Genomic DNA, 16,525 nt, shown 5'->3' with positions numbered 1-16,525 from the left:
ATCTTCTCGCAGTCGCGGCAGGAGAACTTCTCGCGGACCGTCTCGATCACCTTCCACTGGCGCGGCACCACTTCTAGCGTGCGGGTCACGTCCTCGCCGAGCTTGCGAAGACGATTGCTGCCGCAGCATTCACAAGCCGTAGGTCCGTCGATCACTACCCGCTCCCGGGGAAGGTGCTCGGGGAAGGTCTGGCGCTCGGCGCGCTTGCGCATAAATCCGCGCACCGTGGTCGACCTGGCCACGGCCCATTCCGCCGCCAGCTCGTCCTCGGTAGCGTCAGCTTCCAGCTCTTCGAACGTCAGCGCCAACTGCTCGATCAGCCGCGCCGAGCGCTCCGACCGTTGTCCGTAGATCTGATGTTTCAGCTTGGCGATCTGCAGCTTCTGCTGGGCAATCAGCGCCTCGTCTTCCGACGCTTTCGCGCGGGCGACCGCGAGCTCGGCGGCGACCTCCAAAGCCTTCGCGCGCTCGACTGCCAGCGCCTTCTTCAGGGCGGCAACCTCATCCGGAACAGCGTCGCGATCAGCATGCATGCGATGCAGTGAATCACAGATTGGACGCGATGGGATTCCCCAAAATGCAAGAAGCTACAGATTCGGCGCTCAGCCCGCGCTTTGTGGCCGCCAGCTCAGTTGCGGATTCCGCCAGTCGATGCCTTCTAGCATGTAAGCCATCTGGGCCGCCGAGATCGACACCGCACCGTCCGATGCCGAGGGCCAGATGAACTTGCCACGGTCCAGGCGCTTGGCATACAGCGACATGCCCAACCCGTCATGCCAAAGAATCTTCACCAGATCACCGCGGCGGCCCCGGAAGATGTAGAGATCGCCGGCATGAGGATCGCGCCTCAGGCTCTCCTGAACCGTGAGAGCCAAGCTTTGCATGCCGCGACGCATGTCGGTGTGGCCAGTGGCGATCCAGACCCTGACGCCGCTTGGGATCGGGATCATCGTCGTCTCAAAACTTCAAGAACCCGCTGCAGCGTCTCGGTGTCTACGTCCCGGTCAACGCGCACGCGACAGCCGCCGCCAAACTCGATCTCGATGATTCCAGTCCTTGCGCGCTGCGCCGGCGGGGAAGAGGCCGGTTGTGGCGCGTCACTCGAGATCGGAGACGCCACCGGCGTGATCTCGACGGGAACGAGAGCTGGCACGGAATCTCCGCCCAGCCGACCCTGGCGCGCTTGTCGACGCCACGTGAACAGCAGGCTGTGAGCCATCCCGTGCCGGCGCGCGACACCGCAGACTGTCTCACCAGCCTGCAAGGTCTCTTCGACAAGGCGGACCTTCTCGTCGTAACTCCATCGCCGCCGACGTTCGGCGCCCAACACATTGACCCGCATTCGCCACGTGACCTTAAAGCTAGACTTAAGGTCAAATCCTCGGGCCGCCTCCCAAACTAAACAAGGCGGCCGCCGCCGGAGGGATACCGCGAAGCTCGCCAGCCCACGATCTTGCGAGCATAGGCGTCGATCACAAAGGGGACGTAGACAAAGCCGGTCCAGGTTGTGAAGTCGGAGAGCCAGAGAACGTTCGGCCTTGGAGCCTCGAACTGGCGGTTGACGTGATCCAGCGGGCATGGCGCGGCCTTGTCGCTGATCGTGGTCTTGACCGGTTTGCCGCGGATAACTCCTTGCACCCATGTCTCGCATCAGTCGCGACACGGTGCAACGGGCAACATCGAAGCCTTCGCGCTTGAGCTGGCGCCAGACCTCGCGCACGCCGTAGACGGAGACGTTTTGATCGAAGACGCGCCGAACCTCGATCTTCAGCGCGCCGTCCTGCCTGGCGCGCGCCGACCGCTTGGCCAGATCGCGCCGTTTGGCCACATGGGTGTGGTAGGTCGAGGGGGCGATCGGCAACACCTTGCAGATCGGCTCGACCCCATGCGCCCCCACGATGATCGTCAATAAAGGCGATCATGGCTTGGACCGGCGGTCGAGCTCCGCCATCGCAAAATAAGCGCTCGCCTTGCGCAGGATCTCGTTGGCCTGTCGAAGCTCGCGGTTCTCTCGTTTCAACGCCTTCAGCCTCTCGACCGCGTCGGTCGGAACGCCGGTCCGCTGTCCGCTATCGACCTCAGCCTTCTTAACCCAGTCATGCAGCGTCTGCGGCGTGCAGCCAATCTTGGCTGAGATCGACATCACTGCCGCCCAGAGTGACGGGTGCTCGCCCGCGTGATCCAGAACCATCCGAACCGCTCGGGTCCGGACCTCGGGTGAAAACTTGTTCGTCGTCTTGCTCGTCATGGCTCCATCCTCTCAGGAGTTGGAGCCTCCGGCAAACCCGGGGCGGTTTACCGCCGCATCCTCGCCTGGCTCAGAGAATTCTCAGCCATGTTCCTGGTCAAGCTGTGGCAAAGGCTCATGTGTCCTTTCGAGTTCAATTGGCTTCTTAGACCATCGCTGGGCAACGCCAGACATGGCCTCACGCAGGGCGGCATCTGGCAGAGCTTCGAAAAGCTTCGCCACACGTCCAACCGTCGCGCTAACCGAAACTTTTGTTAAGACCATTCGCGATCAGTTTCCGAAGATGCAGATGCCGCACGCCGCTGCTGCATTGCGGCGGGTTGAATTCCTTGCAGATTTGATGACCTGAGACGGCATCGCCCGGCCTTCAGTAGTCGCCCACACGAGATTTTTTTGAGGCGCGCCGGTTCGCTCGGTCTTGGTGCGAAAGCGGCCTCGGCCCAAGTGCCTATAACAGTGGAGATTGATGTGATTGCTCCAGCGCTATCCTCGAACGAAGCTCGAGATGCTCACCGCACGACCTACTGCTCGTCGATCCAATTCCAATCGTTCGCCTGGAACGGATCTCGCTCGACGGCTTAAGTCAGACTAGCAGGAATTATCGCAATTAGCGGCGTAGCGGCGTGGTCCTCTCCTTGTCTTCTACTACGTTCCAGACAAGGCAGGCTAATTTGCAGCCGCCTCTTCCGTACCCGTAATAGTACGTGGAAATGCAGATCACAGCCGGCAAAAATCACGAGAGTTCTGGGGAAAAATTCTGACGGTAATTGGTGACTTCTTTCTAAAGGTCGATCTGCGCTATTGGTTGTATCGACATTAATTCGAGCTGGTGCGCGATGATCACAAAAGTTGTATTACTTCTGTTGTTCTCGTGGCTGATGCTTAACTTTGGCATTTTTGCCATTTTGCAACTGGACGGAGCACGTACGCTCTTGAATGAGCGGAAAAGCAAATTAAGGGACGCCTTGGCTGGACGACAACGGGGACGACCAAGTAGCGCTTTGCCTTCTATCGTCATTGCTGCTCGATTTGAGGCGCGGAACGACGCCGGCGGTTGAGCATGCGATGAGGGCTGGTGTAGTGCTCACGCTCCCGCATTAGGCGCTGATGCGCCCTGAAGCTGGTTAGGTGCGTGCGGAACAACTTGTCTCCGAACAGCCAACATGGATCGGCTTCAGTCCCAGCCGCTATATGGTGGCGCCGATGCGGAAGGGTTGCGAACCACTATCGGGTCTCGGAGTGAACCTCCTCCTAACGAGCGACACCTGGAGCACGGCTCATTGAGCCTAGCCAACGTCAGCGGTTCATTGACGGAAAAGTATAAGCAGAATAACGCCGGCGAGTTAGTATCGCTCGAACCCCTTCGGTAGCCATGGAACTTAGTTTGCGCGCCTCGATGCTGCGGGTTGGATTGACCGCCCCTCACTCATTGCGCCAAGTTATCTTTCTCCAAGCCGCCATTCTCGAAAGAATGAATGCAGCTGTTAGACAAACCAGAGCAGTCCCTACGGTGGGCTAGACGGAGAGCGGAGGGATCCGCGATGACCTTTTTAATGTCGGCAGCCAATTCATGATAGTGAGCTCCGACCCGCAAGAACAATTCACGCTTCTTGTTATCGGTCGCCAGTTTTACGATCATTTCGCATTCGGCTGCGAGTTCTTCGAACCGCCGCAACTTCTGTTCAAGATCCATAATTGCTTCCCCAAAATCAGAACGGGAGACTTACCTATTCAAATGGATTCCAGAGTCTGCTGATAAGCGACGCATCATTCGCGAACCATCCTGTTCCACGCTAACGCCGGTGTCTAGTAAGCTAAAGTGCAAGCGCGAGCCTCGGAACGGTCTTGCAACGCACCCCCCGCCGCTAGTGAGGTCGTTGCTCCTTGGGCAGTCATACTGGCTGTTTGGCGGCGATCGTTTTCCGAAATTCGCGAGCGATCTGGAGCACGCCGTCCCCGATACCTCGCATCGCAGGTGACAAAAACTCGAAAGTCAAAAAACTCAGCATTTATAAGGCGCAAGCTGTAGTTCTGCCCAGCGAGCAGCCCTTGCCGATTACGGAGAGGGGCTACGCGCGGCATGGAGAAACCCGCTGGCCCGGTCAGCCAGCCTTTTTATAGTTTGGGATAGGCTTGCCTAGTTTCTTCAGCCCGGACGATCGGCTGCACGAAATGGCTGCTTCGAACGTTGAGACGCCGTGAGCGAAAGCCTGTCGTCGACCGGAATCCCGGGTGAGCTTGCTATCGCTTCAATTGGAAATTGAAACTCGGCAATGGTCGACCAAGCTAGGTTGCGTGCAAAGAAAACAAATGCCTTGTCATCGCCGGGCTCCGACCTTGGAATTAGCAACTGAGCCGGCCTGGTCGCAATGATGGGGCCGTTGTGCTGTGCGCCATCAGCCAGTGAAGTGGTTTGGCGAAACATCACTACGAGATAGATGCGAATATTAGCCCAGGTTTGCTGGTCTCTGTTTGTAACCGTACAGCGGAGGAAATTTGCATTTTTCTCGTTCATCGAAATACCGAGCTGAGGATCGACGCGCACATCCAGAATGCGACCGGCTGGGTCTCCCGGCGCAGACAAATAAACATCAAAAACTGTGATCCTCCCTTCGGGCGAAGAAACCAGCCGATCAGTCCCTTCGCAGTCAATGTGAAAGCCGCCGTTTGTCTCCAACACCGCCACATTAAGGTTCTCCGAACGATTTGGTACAGCTAACCATGTCGGATTGATCTCGTCGAAAACGAACGGCGCCATCACGGCGATCCCCAACGCCGCGCTTATGATAATGCCAAGCCGTCGCCTGCTATGCCGTCGCCGCCTCTGCATTGAACACTGGGAAATATGTTTGCCTGCTACGGATCTTGTTCTTCAATTATGGCGCCCGTGCGAAGTGTGGATGGTTGGAAAACATATTCGCGAGACATCGATTGCGTGGTTCCGTGGCTCTCAGCCGGACTGATAAACGCGCCTGGCTCAAGGCTTAGCGGGACATCGGCTGCGGCCGCCACTTGCCCGCGTTCCTGCTCCTGCACCTAGCGTAGAAACGTACGGCATCGTAACTGCCTCTCCAGCCGCGGCCGCGCAGTTCCTCGAAGATCCGGGATCAACGTCTGCTTTTCACGAGCCAATTTACCCGGGGTTCGGCGCCAGCAACACGCCCAGCTCCGACCCCGATCGCCCTAGCTTTGGCCGCGGCTATGCTAACCGGTTGTACGCGAACGAGGTCTCCCGCGACATCCGCACGTGATCCGCGGCACCCTGTCTTGCTCTGGATGAATTGCTCGCCCCGAGAAGGCCGATGCATTGAGCAACCACCACGGAAAACGTCATATGTAAACTCCGAGACGCCTATCGCCTGCTCTTAGCTTCGCTCCATAAGCATGCGCGAGAATGAACCAGCTAAGCACAAAGAAGAAGCGACCGCGAGATAGCTTTCAAAGAATGGAGTCGTGCGAAATCGATCGGGTGCGTGTCGGGTCGCCACCATCAAGGCGGCGATACCTCGAAGACCATCTAAGCAAACGAAGCTCCGCAGCGTAACGTCTCCAAGGCCGCTTTGCGAAAGGTTGTCTCGAGTAGACTATCATTCCCGCTACGAAGACTACCATGTCCACGGTAACAGGTCGCAGCGTATGCGTTAGTCCAGCTCGCCGAAGGCCCGGCGTTGAAGGTGTGCAGGAAGCAGAAACGGTCAGGTTCGCGGCTGGTACAAGGGCGTTGGCGATCCGATGCCAGCGAAGTGAAGAAGGAGGCACGACCGAGCAGGAAATCCGGCAGGTCATACAGGGCTATTCTCGCTGCCTAGCGTAGCGTCCGCTGGGATTTGGAGGGTCGCCAGGTGAGTCTCTTTTGGCGTCCACGGTGTTTTTTGTGCCGCGCCCCGGGAAAAAGATGAACCTTTTAGGGACGTGTAGTTCCTTATTGATTAGGTCACGGCCACGCGTGACCGGGCGGCCGAGCCCAAGCCTTCCTCAACCCACCCCAGGGTGACAAAGCTCGGCCGCTCACGTAGCAACCCAATCCGTGCAGAGCAACAAGTTTGCAGTTTGCGGGGAGGTCGCGGCTCAAGATAACTTAATAAAGGCTCGCGCTGTGTCGATCGCGGAACGTCTCGGGGCAGCCAAAAGGGGCGTCTGCGGCATTACCCAAGTTGATGCATAAAAAGCTGCATCCGAGGGACGGGGGATGGAGCTAGAGTTGCGGGAAGTGAAAGCTCTGCCAGACGGGCCTTTGCAATAGCGCTCCATCTTCGCGGTGTTCGACGGATAAAGAACGGTAGTGGGCGGCCATTCGCGATAGTGCTGCCGCGAGGAAAAATCGGCGCGCTTTCAACATCCGGGGCACGATCGGCAAGTTCTGTTACCTTTGACATCGGACACCTCGTTCTAAGGCGGTCCGCTGGACACCAGAATTTTTGTCGGTCCGCGAAGCGATGATTTCAACGGCTGAGTGCGCTGCCGGTTCAGATTGACGGCCTTGTGGCGCAGCCTCAGGTTTGCACTTTTGCCTGAGAGGTGAGCTGATGTAACTGCCCTCCGACGCGACCTTGCGCGGTCTCTATCCAACCTTTCTGCAAGAGCTTGAGGATCACCCTTGGGTTAGCCCGTTAGTTCGGGTCCCAGCGAATGGCGTCCATGCAGGACGCTCGTCTTAGCTTGGAAGCAGCGGTGGAGATAGAACCATTAGTCAGATCTTGGTCGCTCGCTGGCAAGCATAGCATGCCGCCCGGACGCGCGCCTCCAATAGCGCCCTAGCGGGCGGGCGGGGTAGTGTGCGGGAGGTTCTGCAAAAGCTGAGCGGCTGAGGCGGTCATGGTAAGTCCGGTGGTTTCGAAGATCACCGCTCGCAGAGGAGCAAGGACCACCATGACCGTGACGAAGATTAGGACGGATGTATCTGCCGTCAAACAGCTTTTGGCGTCGGACAAGGAGTTCCTCAAGCCGCTGATCCAGGCTGCCGTGCAGGAGACGCTGGAAGCCGAGATGGCGGAGACGCTGGGGGCGGAGAAAGGGGAGCGCACTGAAGCACGGCTCGGCTATCGCTCGGGCTACTACACGCGCTCGCTGATCACCCGGGTCGGCAAGATCGAGCTGAAGGAGCCGCAGGACCGCCAGGGGCGGTTCTCGACCGAGCTGTTCGAGCGCTATCAGCGCTCGGAGAAGGCGCTGGTGGCGGCGCTGGCGGAGATGTACGTGCAAGGCGTCTCGACGCGGAAGGTGAAACAGGTCACCGAGGAACTGGTGGGCCATGCCTTCTCGGCCTCGGCGATCAGCGCGATCAACAAGCGACTGGATGCGTCGCCGAAGGCCTTCTGCGAGCGCAAGCTGAAGGAGCCGTTCCCCTATCTGATCCTGGACGCCCGCTATGAGCGCATCCGGGAGGACGGGATCATTGCGAGCCAAGCGGTGCTGATCGCGATCGGCGTCGACTGGGAAGGCTGCCGTCAGGTGCTTGCGGTCGAGCTGGCCAACCGCGAGAGCCGGTCGAGCTGGAAGGAGTTTTTGGAGACGCTGAAGGCCCGTGGCCTGCATGGCGTCGAGTTCGTCGTCTCCGACGACCATCCGGGCTTGAAGAAGGCGATTCCGGAGGCTCTCGCAGGCGTGTTCTGGCAACGCTGCTATGTGCACTTCCTGCGCAATGCGCTCGACTACGTGCCGCGCAAGGTCGATGACGACTGCCTGCTCGAGCTGCGCTGGATGTACGACCGGCGCGATCTTGCAGAGGTGCGGCGCGATCTCGCCGCCTGGCTCGGCAAATGGGGCGGCAAGTATCCCAAGCTCACCGGCTGGGTGGAGGAGAACATCGAGGAGACGCTGACCTACTTCCGCCTCCCACTGGCGCACCGCAAGCACATGAAGTCGACCAACATGCTGGAGCGGCTCAACGAGGAGATCAGACGGCGTACCTATGTGGTGCGAATCTTCCCAATGCCGAGAGCTGTCTGCGGCTCGTCCGGGCGCTCACCGTCGAGCGCCACGAGGCCTGGCTCGAGGACCATCGCTATCTGAACATGGATCTGTTGAAGGAACACAAGAAGGAGGCGCTACGCCAGGCGGCCTGACGATGCTCAGGCCCACCAAGGGGATGCACGCCACCCCTCTCCGCCGCCGTCGCTCGCCAGCGCTACGCTTTGGGCAAGCGAGCGACGGCGGCTCCGAGGGGATGGCTCAACCGGACCCCATGATCAATTTTGCAGAACTTGACGCACATAACTTCCGCCTGCAGCTTTGGACGACACCGGCGGGACAGCGGCCTCACCGCCGATCACAGGTCAAGCGCCGGAGCCTGTTGCATCACGCACGTTGCCAGAGGCCCAGCCGAACAACCGGCTCCCTCCCGAACTGGGTTAGCGGAGCCTGCCAATGATAGGCTTCGGACTAAGGTTGTACCCGCCAGCCATGCAGCACCGCGGTTCATAAAACAGACGGAGCGACTACATGGGTCGGAATACCTAATCGATAGATCCGAAATCCGCCTGGCGGTGTACTGAGAGTGCACGGCACTTGATGTTTCGGCTTTTTCGGCGAGTTGGCGCAATAATGCAGCGGCACGTGCGGATCGCCGAGCATTGACAACAAGTCGGCGAGCCGGTTGCTGCTGGCTATGTCGGCCGTTGATGCGAGTTTCCGAGCGTCCCTGATCGCCCCGATCGCGTCACAATTGGCCACAGGCGGCCGGACGTGTGGTTATTTCGGTTCCCATGACTGAGAAGAGGCGGGTGTGTTTTGAGACAGGGGCGGAACCTCCAAGCTGTTGGCAACAATTAGCCGCGGTTCCATTTGGGCTCCTTTGCGGTGGGTGTCGGACGCGGCGGCGACTTGGTCGGAAAGTTTGCGAGCCGCCTGCCGATAGAGCTCGCAACCTTGGTCCGATAGGCCGTTCGTACCGTGAGCAAATCGAACCATGATCGCCGTCCATTCCTCGCCAGTAAGCGTGACCGTCACGGGAGCGTTGGGGAAATCACTCATCGCACCTCCTCGGTTGACGCCAGGAAGTCTGGGCCCCGCGTGCGATGATAATTCAGAGCCAGATACAGGGCTAGTCGTTGCGCAGCGGGGAGATAGGTGCCTGATGGGCCGACGGGCTGGCATGCCTCCGCTGACAAATTGTCGATCCCTAGGAGTTCTGGTCGAACCGGCGATACCGTATTTAGTATCCGCCGGAAGCCCTAGCGTGCCATATACGCCCACAGTGCGAGCACTCCACAATGCCCAAGCGATCGAGACCAGATGATCGGGTTCGGTTCTTGCGTCAGTACTGGACCAGGCCGCTATTTTCGACTTTGCTTCGGGTTGCAGACGAGTCGGAAGGAAGAAGTCTGATTGCGGTTTCTCGCGCATGCTCAGCGTGGTGGACGGTTCATCTTGAGTTCGCCCGCAGAGCCGGGCCGCGCAGCTGGCGATAGCCGGACGTGACATGTGGGCACATTCAAACCGAAATCCAAGCTCGACGTGCGACCACGCTTTCTTACCCGTAATTCATACGCGCTTTTGACGACACTTATTCCCTGAGGATCGCTCCTCGGTCGAAGGAGCGCTAGTGTTGCAGTTTTACAACCCACGCTTCCTCACGAAACGCTAGAATGAATAGTCGGGGGTGAACCATGTTCGACGTCTATTTCAATCACAAACGCGATTTGCTCGTGGTGGGCAAAGGCACCGCAATGCCGGTGCTCGGCTCGCCGAATAATTGGCGGAAGAGCAAAAAACGAGTGGTCAAAGTCAGCGACGTAATCAAGTCAGCCGTTGAAAAGCAAGGGTACTACGTTCGGAGACTACGTGATAACGTGCCACGCACGATCTAGGTTCGGGTCCCCCGGCCCTCATTACAATCTCTACTCTATCACGACCAACCGAGCAGCCATGCTCGCGCGTCTAGACTGCGAATTGCTCCGTCCAACGGCAAACCACGTTGGTAGGGCAAAGCTAATGGTTAACAAGTTATTGCCCGCCGTCTGGCAGTCGGAACATCCCAGCCGGGCTGCTGGACGTGGCCACGCGCGAGTTGGCTGCGATGGAGGCCTGCAGAGCTACGGACATCTCGAGCCTTGCACCGCGGCACAACGGACAAGTCGTAGAACGCGTCAGTTGCAACGACGATCTATTTACTGGCGCGTTGTGGGGTGTCCGCCAAGGGCTGGTCGGCAGGATCGCGCATGAGTTCGTGCGCGGACCGAAGCCTATGGACCAGACGATCCGTAGCGATGCCTTGAAGCCGCTCAATGAACATAGTTGTGAGCGCAGGACTGAGCTTCACGCGCTTCTTCCCGTCGCGGCTGATTTTTCGATCGAGCTCTTCGCCGTAAGAACGGTCGCGCGCCTCGAGAACGTTGCATCCCAACATGCAGGCGAGCTCTTCGTAGGTCATCCAAATCTGAGGCACTTGCACCCTGACAATTGTGTCAACTCGCAGATGTCGATTTTGACACGAACGTTTTAAGGTAAAGTTAGAGGCGACACGCATTTCGAAGCCATCCGCCCTCCCTCGCCAGCTGCCCAGCGGCGCCTGGCAGGGCATGCGATCCGGAATCACCACCTTGGTTGCGCATCACGTTGGGGGGCTGAAGTTTGTACCTCGCACAAGTTTGACGTCGTCGACGCCGCCGCCCCGGATGCCAGATTGAGCACCAGGCCCGTTCGCAGGCCGGAAGAGGTCAGCATGGGCGAAGAAAGCCGCAACGTAAGCAGTTATGACCGATGCGGTATGAGGTTTTGCCGGCGCAGCGCCCACCCAGGCGCGCGCACTTGCTGGCCCCGGGTACCTGACGGATCGCCCGCCGATGCCCGGAAAGTCTTCATGTCGGTTTCGTCAAGGGCGATCCGGAAGGCCGCCTTTAAGATGTTCCGGCTGACCCTTCACGATGACCCAGGGAACCAAGGTAGGGCCAGGATCGTCCAGCGTGTCTATCGATTGGAGAACGCAGCCTAGCTGACCGGCCTCACCTCCGATTTCGTCGGTGGCCTTCTCAGCGGAACAAGCTTCATCGACTTCCGTTGAGCTCGACAGCCAGGAGGTTGCCATGCATTTTCGTCCTGCGATCGTTCTCGGGGTTTGCCTCATCTTACTGCCTGTCGGGATCGCCCTGGCGCAAGGAGGTGGTGGCGGCGGAGGAGCTGGCGGAGCCGGCGCTGGAGGCGGAGGCTCTGGCGCTGCAGGCGCCGGTGCCGCGGGATCTGGCGGCGGTCACGGCGGTGTCGGCACGTCGGCAGCATCGGGCGGGAATGCCGTGGGCGGAGGCCCGCCTGCGGGACCGGTTGGAGGCGGAGCTTCCGCGGGCGCGGTCGGTGGAGGCGCGCCCTCCAGCAACGCTCCTGGAACAAGCACATCTTCCACTTCAACAGGCGTTGGAGCGAACCCGCCCTCCGTGTCGACTGGCGTTGGCGTTGCCCCCTCCGCTGTTACTGACTCCGGTGGTGTAGCGGCCTCGCCTCCCATCACAGGTCAAGCACAACCACCTGTGGCGTCGCCAGGCGCCCAGGGGGCAGCCGAGCAGCCCGCGCCTTCGCGAACAGGGCTCGCGAAGCCCACCGATGATGGTGTGGGGACCAAAGTTGTACCAGCGAGGCCGTGCAGCGCGGCTGCTCGTGAGACCGATGGGGCGACGACCTGCGTAGGTATACCGAGCAGATAGGTGCTCGCAGTCCTCACGTCTCGACTGCCGGCGCCGGGCGATCAAAGGTGCAAAGCACTGCTTCGTCCGCCATCGGTAAGCTTTCGCAACAATGCGGCTGCCTGTGGATCAGGTTCAGCAAGCGCCAGGCAATGACTTTAGCGCAGGAGTTTCCCTCCCTGAATCCTCGGCTGACGGTCAAAGCCGCACGCGGAGTATAATCGCTGGCGGCTTTGCCTCGGTGAGCCCGGCCTTACGGCAATGGTCCGGGCCGTGACGATAGCGACCCTGGGCCGATGCGCAAAGCAACTCGCCAGTTAAGCTTGATGGCTGCGGCGCGGGTTAAGTCTGGAACTGCAGGTGCCCGCCGGCGCGCTCGAAATCGAGGCTCTGATGCGCCGTGACGCCATAGTTGATTGCGGTTTCCCCGGGCCGTTAGCCCGGGTGCCACAAGACCCAAACGCCGCACGAGCAGCCGGGCGCCTCAACGCAGATTTTAAATTTGGCCGCGCGCGCGGGTGGACGGGCGTCTCTGTTCTCGGGCTTGGGGAGCTTGGGCTCTTCTGGAGGGCCTTTGTGGAGCGGCGGCATGGGATTGCTCCGCCTGGCTCTTGGCGATCAAGGCGTCTTGGCCCGCATGTTGCGAGTGTGAGCTCAGCACTGCGCGGAGATCGTAAGTCCGTGCCAAACTGGAGCAAAGAGATGCAGATGTCATCCCGTTTCGAGACGCCTTCTTACAATGACAAGACCACTCGCAAGACGCAGACCTTGCTTACCGAGCTTCAAAGGCACGTCGAACTGTTAGATGCCGATATCGCCGAGGAAGAGCGGCGGACCAAGGTTCATGACGTCTCTGAGCCGACGTATTCTCTCCTCGCCCGAAACTTGCGCGGCCGGCGTAATAACCTTCTGGCGACGATCGCGATCCTGAAGAGGCAGTTGGGCGGAGCGGAGCAGCGCGCCGCTTAACTTCTTTAAGCTCGACTTATTCGTCGTTAGATCCGGAGGGGCATAGCTTCGCCTATGAGGGCGAACCTATGTCATCTGTAAAATTTGGACGAGTCCTCTCGAGAAATAGAGATCGGAGCGCCCGATGGGGTAGGCCGGGGCCACGCGGTCGGCCTTCACGCTCGCTGCGACTTGGCGGATCAGGCCGCGATGTTGCTCCGAGGCTAGGACGAACTCCGTCTCGTAACCGCGCATCAGATCCCGAACCTGAGCGCGGCTGGGCTGCTTCTATCCACGCCAATCAGCAACTGCGTCCCCTTCGTAACGCGAGAGCGGAATGGTGATTTTGCCATTTGACTAGCCCCCTTCGCCATATAGAATTCTGCGACGCATGCCACCTTGACCGAGCTTTTGCATCGCCCATCATCCAGACCCAGGTTTTTTTGGGACGGGGGCGAGAGTGGCCAGCAGAAAGAATGCCCGGCTACGGGGTTCCAGATTTAACGTGCCGCTTTGCCATCAATCTTAACGATCGGTTTTGTCCACGCCGCTCCCAGCTGCGCGCATATTCTACCTCAGCCGGCGCTCTTCCAACCGTATGCCGGCTCTCACTGGCGAAGCTGTCGCGCCAGCTCGCTTGCGGCAGCATAGTTTTGAAGGGTCAGCTCACCATGAAGCCGTCTGTACCGGACACTCCCAGATTTCAAATGGTCTGCGTCAATTGCGATGGCATCGGCATCGTTTTTGAATGTCCAGAGAACGCACCGGCGCAAACGGTCATCAATTGCAGTCTCTGTGGATGCCCACGCGGTACGCTGGGCGAGCTCCGCACATTGGCCCACTCTGATAAACTTGACCTATTCGAGCTCTAATCGTGCAGCGACGTCGCAAGAAAGCGAAACTGAATTCTGATGATGAGGCTCCGCAATGATTGTCGCCGCATCAATTTTCTTCGTCTTTATTGCCTGTGTGTTGCTTAGCTTGATCGTGCTGTCCCCGCGGCTCAAGTGCTGGCCTGACGAATAGCTAGAGCAATTGTCAAAGGCTCAGGCCTGGCGCCGACCTGGAGTAGCCGCTTGCTGACGGATCGGTGAGCGGTGTTTCAGAATCGAGCCGCACGTTACGGTCGCTATCGGTGCAAAAGAGACCCAAGAACCAGGGCGGCAATCACGATTGCCGCGAGAATAACCATCTCGCCGTTGGCATCGAAGGTGAGCCACGCTTCGAGAGAGACCAACCGCAAAGAACATGCCCATCCTGATACCCACTCAGCCACGCCGTGGGGATTGGCCCGCTCATCGACCTTGGCTTGCATCCTGCCAAGGAGCGCTTCCGCCGAGGCAGTCCCAACCCGGGCGCTGGAGCTGGAGGATTTCCTTGCGCTGCGGCCCTATCTGCGCGCGCAGGCGCTCGATTTCCGTGCGGAGATATTCGAGTATGGGCATGGCCAACCTAAAGAACAGACAGTCAATTGAGGCCGGCAGTCTCAACGGCAAATAACAACGGAGGCTTCGGTATTCTAATCAGGTTCGGCCGTCCCATCTCGCCGGACACCTTCTGCAAATGAGGCCCGGCTCACAGAGCGGTGGCTTTTCCATTTAGAAGCAAAAACGCCGCCTGCTTAAATGAGCGCGGGCGGCGGCTTCCAGCAGAGGGTGACGCGTAAAATCCCGGCAAGCTTAATTTAAGCACGTCTTGTACCAAGGCTTATTAGGTTTCCTCGCTGGGGATCGCCCAATCCGGCGTGAGCCGTCCCAGACTTCAATTGATTTGCCGTCCAAGAACCGTCCGGCTGCGAGCATAACCTACTCGTCATCCTCACATTTCAGGACCAGCGATGGATCGCGTTGGGCCCCCGCATCTTGATGCGCCGTTCTGCCTGGAACGGTGGCGGCTGATCTCAGCGCCGGCCTACTTGGATGAAAGAAAGGGCTTCCCGACGCTCACCGCGGCTCCATAGACGGCATGAAGCAGTTGACGGAATACCTGGTCCGTCATGATCCATCGCTGCGACGGGTGCCGTGAAGAAATCTGGTAATGACGACGCGGTCCGCCTAGCAGCGGTGACGATCTCCCCGGCGGCTATGCGTCGCTCGGCCTCGGCCTGAGAAGGCCGCCTTGGGCGACGCAAACGCCGCGCGCAGTTCCAGATTTAACCTGCGCCGCAGCCATCAAGCTTAACTGGCGAGTTTTGTTGTGTGCGCCGTTCTGAGGACGCTATCGTCACGGCACCGGACCATTGCCCTAAAGGCCGGCGCCAACATGACAAGGCCGTCCGGCGATCATACTCCGCTTGGCGGCTTTGTTCGTTTGCTGAGGAGCCAGCATGTTCAATTCAAAAAACGAAGCTCGTGCTCTGAGATATCGGCGGCTGGCGCTTTCTGCGGCTGACCCGCAGGCCTGTGCGTTGTTACGAAAGCTCGCCGATGAAGCGGAGCGAGGGGTGCTATGCACCGCGGATTTGACGCCACAATCGACTGAGCGCGGCAGAGGCGCTGCCGATGACAAATGATCTAGATAATGCGCCTATCGACCCGGCTTCTAACGAAGTGTGGCATCTGTGGTTCATCTTATTTCCACGCAGGTCGATTACAGGCAAGTTGGTCCGTGGGCTTGTCTGGCGGCGCAAAAACGGACGGCGATGGACCTACAAGCGCTTTACTGATCCACCATCAGATATGGCATCGCCCCCACTGGCGGCGGATCCGCTGACTCCTGACCATCCTGAGCGCGACAGGAAAAGCGCCCCGGTGCGCTAGCGTCTGATTTTTGCGAGCAAAAGAACGAGGACGCACAGCACGGCGGCACCGATCAATGCAGCAAGGCCGATGCTTTGGCGCTCGATCCCGCCGTAGATGTGAATGACATGGCGAAGCGCCGCTGCCACCAGCAGGGCTGCGAATGCCACAACCAGAAACCATCTGAATCTGAAATCGCGCGGATCCATCAAAGACCTTCTGCAAGGCGACAGATTGTCCCCAGCCAGGTAGCCCAACGCAACAATTCTCGGCTACTAACCTGAGCGATTAAACTTAATGTGCCCCTCCGCGCGTCCGGGAAGAGCCGGACATCATCGAGGGCTGATATGCAGGATCCTATGCAAACTCATGCATGATTCGTCACAATATCCCGCAATATACGCATCGCGGTCGTAACAAGCACCGCGACGCCGTCTCGAACCGTCGGGTTTTGCCGAAAGGCGTCGATCTGCGATCGGCCGAAGCGCGCCGATTCTTCACCTGGTCGAAAACTACACGGCAGAGCTCGACGGCTCACTGAGCGAGTTCGAGCGGTGATGGTCAGGCAGGCCGCTGGGATCGGCATGCGCTGCGAAATCTTGCAGGCCCGGATGGTGGCCCGCGCTGCCTGGCCTGGCTGGAAGCGTTCGACAAGATCGACCTCGGTGAGGTCTGGCGCACGACCAAGCTGGCCAGAGTGAGACTGCCAAGCCCGTGAAGGTCAAGAAGCCGCCGACCGCCTTGGTGCACGTGGCTGGCGTCCAAAAGCAGATTGAGGTGAGTCGGCAACTCCTGGCGCTGCGGGCAGCGAACTCTGACAACTGCGCTTTCGGACGCGCGGTCCGTCGGGAGTTTGAGCTCGACGTCCAGCAAGCGCGGAAGCAATGAAGATTGCTCGGGTCTAGTGTCCTGAGTCACAAGTTCGCAATCATAGATTCGCAGTAGATTCGCGTCGCCGTGCCAAGGATGGAGGCTGC

11 protein-coding genes, 2 pseudogenes and 1 other annotated feature are annotated in these 16,525 nt (G+C 59.3%); of the genes and pseudogenes, 3 read left to right on the top strand and 10 right to left on the bottom strand.

Annotation, left to right across the window (positions count from 1 at the left end; genetic code table 11):
• The 6 genes and pseudogenes from AC0L3S_RS37365 to AC0L3S_RS37340 form a co-directional block, all read right to left on the bottom strand.
• A partial coding sequence (locus AC0L3S_RS37365; protein WP_473284829.1) for a transposase domain-containing protein occupies positions 1–533 on the bottom strand: 533 nt, incomplete at its 3' end.
• A gap of 69 nt (positions 534–602) precedes the next feature.
• Complete coding sequence (gene tnpB, locus AC0L3S_RS37360; protein ID WP_456765988.1) at positions 603–950, bottom strand: IS66 family insertion sequence element accessory protein TnpB; 348 nt, start codon at positions 948–950, stop codon at positions 603–605.
• Positions 947–1,504, bottom strand: coding sequence for an IS66-like element accessory protein TnpA (gene tnpA / locus AC0L3S_RS37355; protein WP_473284831.1), 558 nt, complete (start codon positions 1,502–1,504; stop codon positions 947–949). The genes tnpB and tnpA overlap by 4 nt, the downstream gene beginning before the upstream one ends.
• Positions 1,429–2,248: pseudogene (locus AC0L3S_RS37350) on the bottom strand (IS3 family transposase); the annotation flags it as partial. The pseudogene AC0L3S_RS37350 and the gene tnpA, both read right to left, overlap by 76 nt.
• Positions 1,847–1,964 (bottom strand) — a sequence feature (AL1L pseudoknot). Its footprint overlaps the pseudogene before it by 118 nt.
• Before the next feature lie 1,426 nt (positions 2,249–3,674).
• Complete coding sequence (locus AC0L3S_RS37345; RefSeq protein ID WP_473284827.1) at positions 3,675–3,941, bottom strand: hypothetical protein; 267 nt, start codon at positions 3,939–3,941, stop codon at positions 3,675–3,677.
• Positions 3,942–4,394: 453 nt separating this feature from the next.
• Positions 4,395–5,006 carry a hypothetical protein gene (locus AC0L3S_RS37340; protein ID WP_473284825.1) on the bottom strand — a complete coding sequence of 204 codons (612 nt, stop codon included), beginning with the start codon at positions 5,004–5,006 and terminating at the stop codon, positions 4,395–4,397.
• A gap of 2,111 nt (positions 5,007–7,117) precedes the next feature.
• Between AC0L3S_RS37340 and AC0L3S_RS37335 the strand changes: the two are divergent.
• Positions 7,118–8,313 (top strand): annotated as a pseudogene (locus AC0L3S_RS37335) (IS256 family transposase).
• Between the two features lie 625 nt (positions 8,314–8,938).
• Here AC0L3S_RS37335 and AC0L3S_RS37330 read toward each other — a convergent pair.
• The gene (locus AC0L3S_RS37330) at positions 8,939–9,220 is read right to left on the bottom strand and encodes a hypothetical protein (RefSeq protein WP_473284823.1); all 282 of its coding nucleotides are present in this window, start codon (positions 9,218–9,220) and stop codon (positions 8,939–8,941) included.
• A gap of 635 nt (positions 9,221–9,855) precedes the next feature.
• Here AC0L3S_RS37330 and AC0L3S_RS37325 point away from each other — a divergent pair.
• Complete coding sequence (locus AC0L3S_RS37325) at positions 9,856–10,056, top strand: hypothetical protein (RefSeq protein ID WP_473284821.1); 201 nt, start codon at positions 9,856–9,858, stop codon at positions 10,054–10,056.
• Between the two features lie 296 nt (positions 10,057–10,352).
• Here AC0L3S_RS37325 and AC0L3S_RS37320 read toward each other — a convergent pair whose 3' ends face one another.
• The gene (locus AC0L3S_RS37320; RefSeq protein ID WP_473284819.1) at positions 10,353–10,619 is read right to left on the bottom strand and encodes a hypothetical protein; all 267 of its coding nucleotides are present in this window, start codon (positions 10,617–10,619) and stop codon (positions 10,353–10,355) included.
• Between the two features lie 1,945 nt (positions 10,620–12,564).
• Here AC0L3S_RS37320 and AC0L3S_RS37315 point away from each other — a divergent pair.
• Positions 12,565–12,831, top strand: coding sequence for a hypothetical protein (locus AC0L3S_RS37315; RefSeq protein ID WP_473284817.1), 267 nt, complete (start codon positions 12,565–12,567; stop codon positions 12,829–12,831).
• Between the two features lie 1,108 nt (positions 12,832–13,939).
• Here the strand turns inward: AC0L3S_RS37315 and AC0L3S_RS37310 are convergent.
• Together AC0L3S_RS37310 and AC0L3S_RS37305 are read right to left on the bottom strand one after the other, a co-directional pair.
• Complete coding sequence (locus AC0L3S_RS37310) at positions 13,940–14,125, bottom strand: hypothetical protein (protein WP_473284815.1); 186 nt, start codon at positions 14,123–14,125, stop codon at positions 13,940–13,942.
• A 1,440-nt stretch (positions 14,126–15,565) separates the two neighbouring features.
• Positions 15,566–15,757 carry a hypothetical protein gene (locus AC0L3S_RS37305; RefSeq protein WP_473284813.1) on the bottom strand — a complete coding sequence of 64 codons (192 nt, stop codon included), beginning with the start codon at positions 15,755–15,757 and terminating at the stop codon, positions 15,566–15,568.
• Positions 15,758–16,525: the final 768 nt, after the last annotated feature.

It is taken from the genome of Bradyrhizobium sp. Ken01 (assembly GCF_055807355.1).
The sequence above is the reverse complement of the archived record's forward strand: the minus strand, read 5'-3'. Positions and strand labels throughout refer to the sequence as shown.

What these genes read in the sequence shown, in the direction of transcription:
- AC0L3S_RS37325 (WP_473284821.1), top strand. Translation starts at nt 9,856, where the DNA reads ATGTTCGACGTCTATTTCAATCACAAACGCGATTTGCTCGTGGTGGGC.
- tnpB (WP_456765988.1), bottom strand. Translation starts at nt 950, where the DNA reads ATGATCCCGATCCCAAGCGGCGTCAGGGTCTGGATCGCCACTGGCCAC.
- AC0L3S_RS37305 (WP_473284813.1), bottom strand. Translation starts at nt 15,757, where the DNA reads ATGGATCCGCGCGATTTCAGATTCAGATGGTTTCTGGTTGTGGCATTC.
- AC0L3S_RS37320 (WP_473284819.1), bottom strand. Translation starts at nt 10,619, where the DNA reads ATGACCTACGAAGAGCTCGCCTGCATGTTGGGATGCAACGTTCTCGAG.
- AC0L3S_RS37340 (WP_473284825.1), bottom strand. Translation starts at nt 5,006, where the DNA reads ATGGCGCCGTTCGTTTTCGACGAGATCAATCCGACATGGTTAGCTGTA.
- AC0L3S_RS37310 (WP_473284815.1), bottom strand. Translation starts at nt 14,125, where the DNA reads ATGCAAGCCAAGGTCGATGAGCGGGCCAATCCCCACGGCGTGGCTGAG.
- AC0L3S_RS37345 (WP_473284827.1), bottom strand. Translation starts at nt 3,941, where the DNA reads ATGGATCTTGAACAGAAGTTGCGGCGGTTCGAAGAACTCGCAGCCGAA.
- AC0L3S_RS37330 (WP_473284823.1), bottom strand. Translation starts at nt 9,220, where the DNA reads ATGAGTGATTTCCCCAACGCTCCCGTGACGGTCACGCTTACTGGCGAG.
- AC0L3S_RS37315 (WP_473284817.1), top strand. Translation starts at nt 12,565, where the DNA reads ATGCAGATGTCATCCCGTTTCGAGACGCCTTCTTACAATGACAAGACC.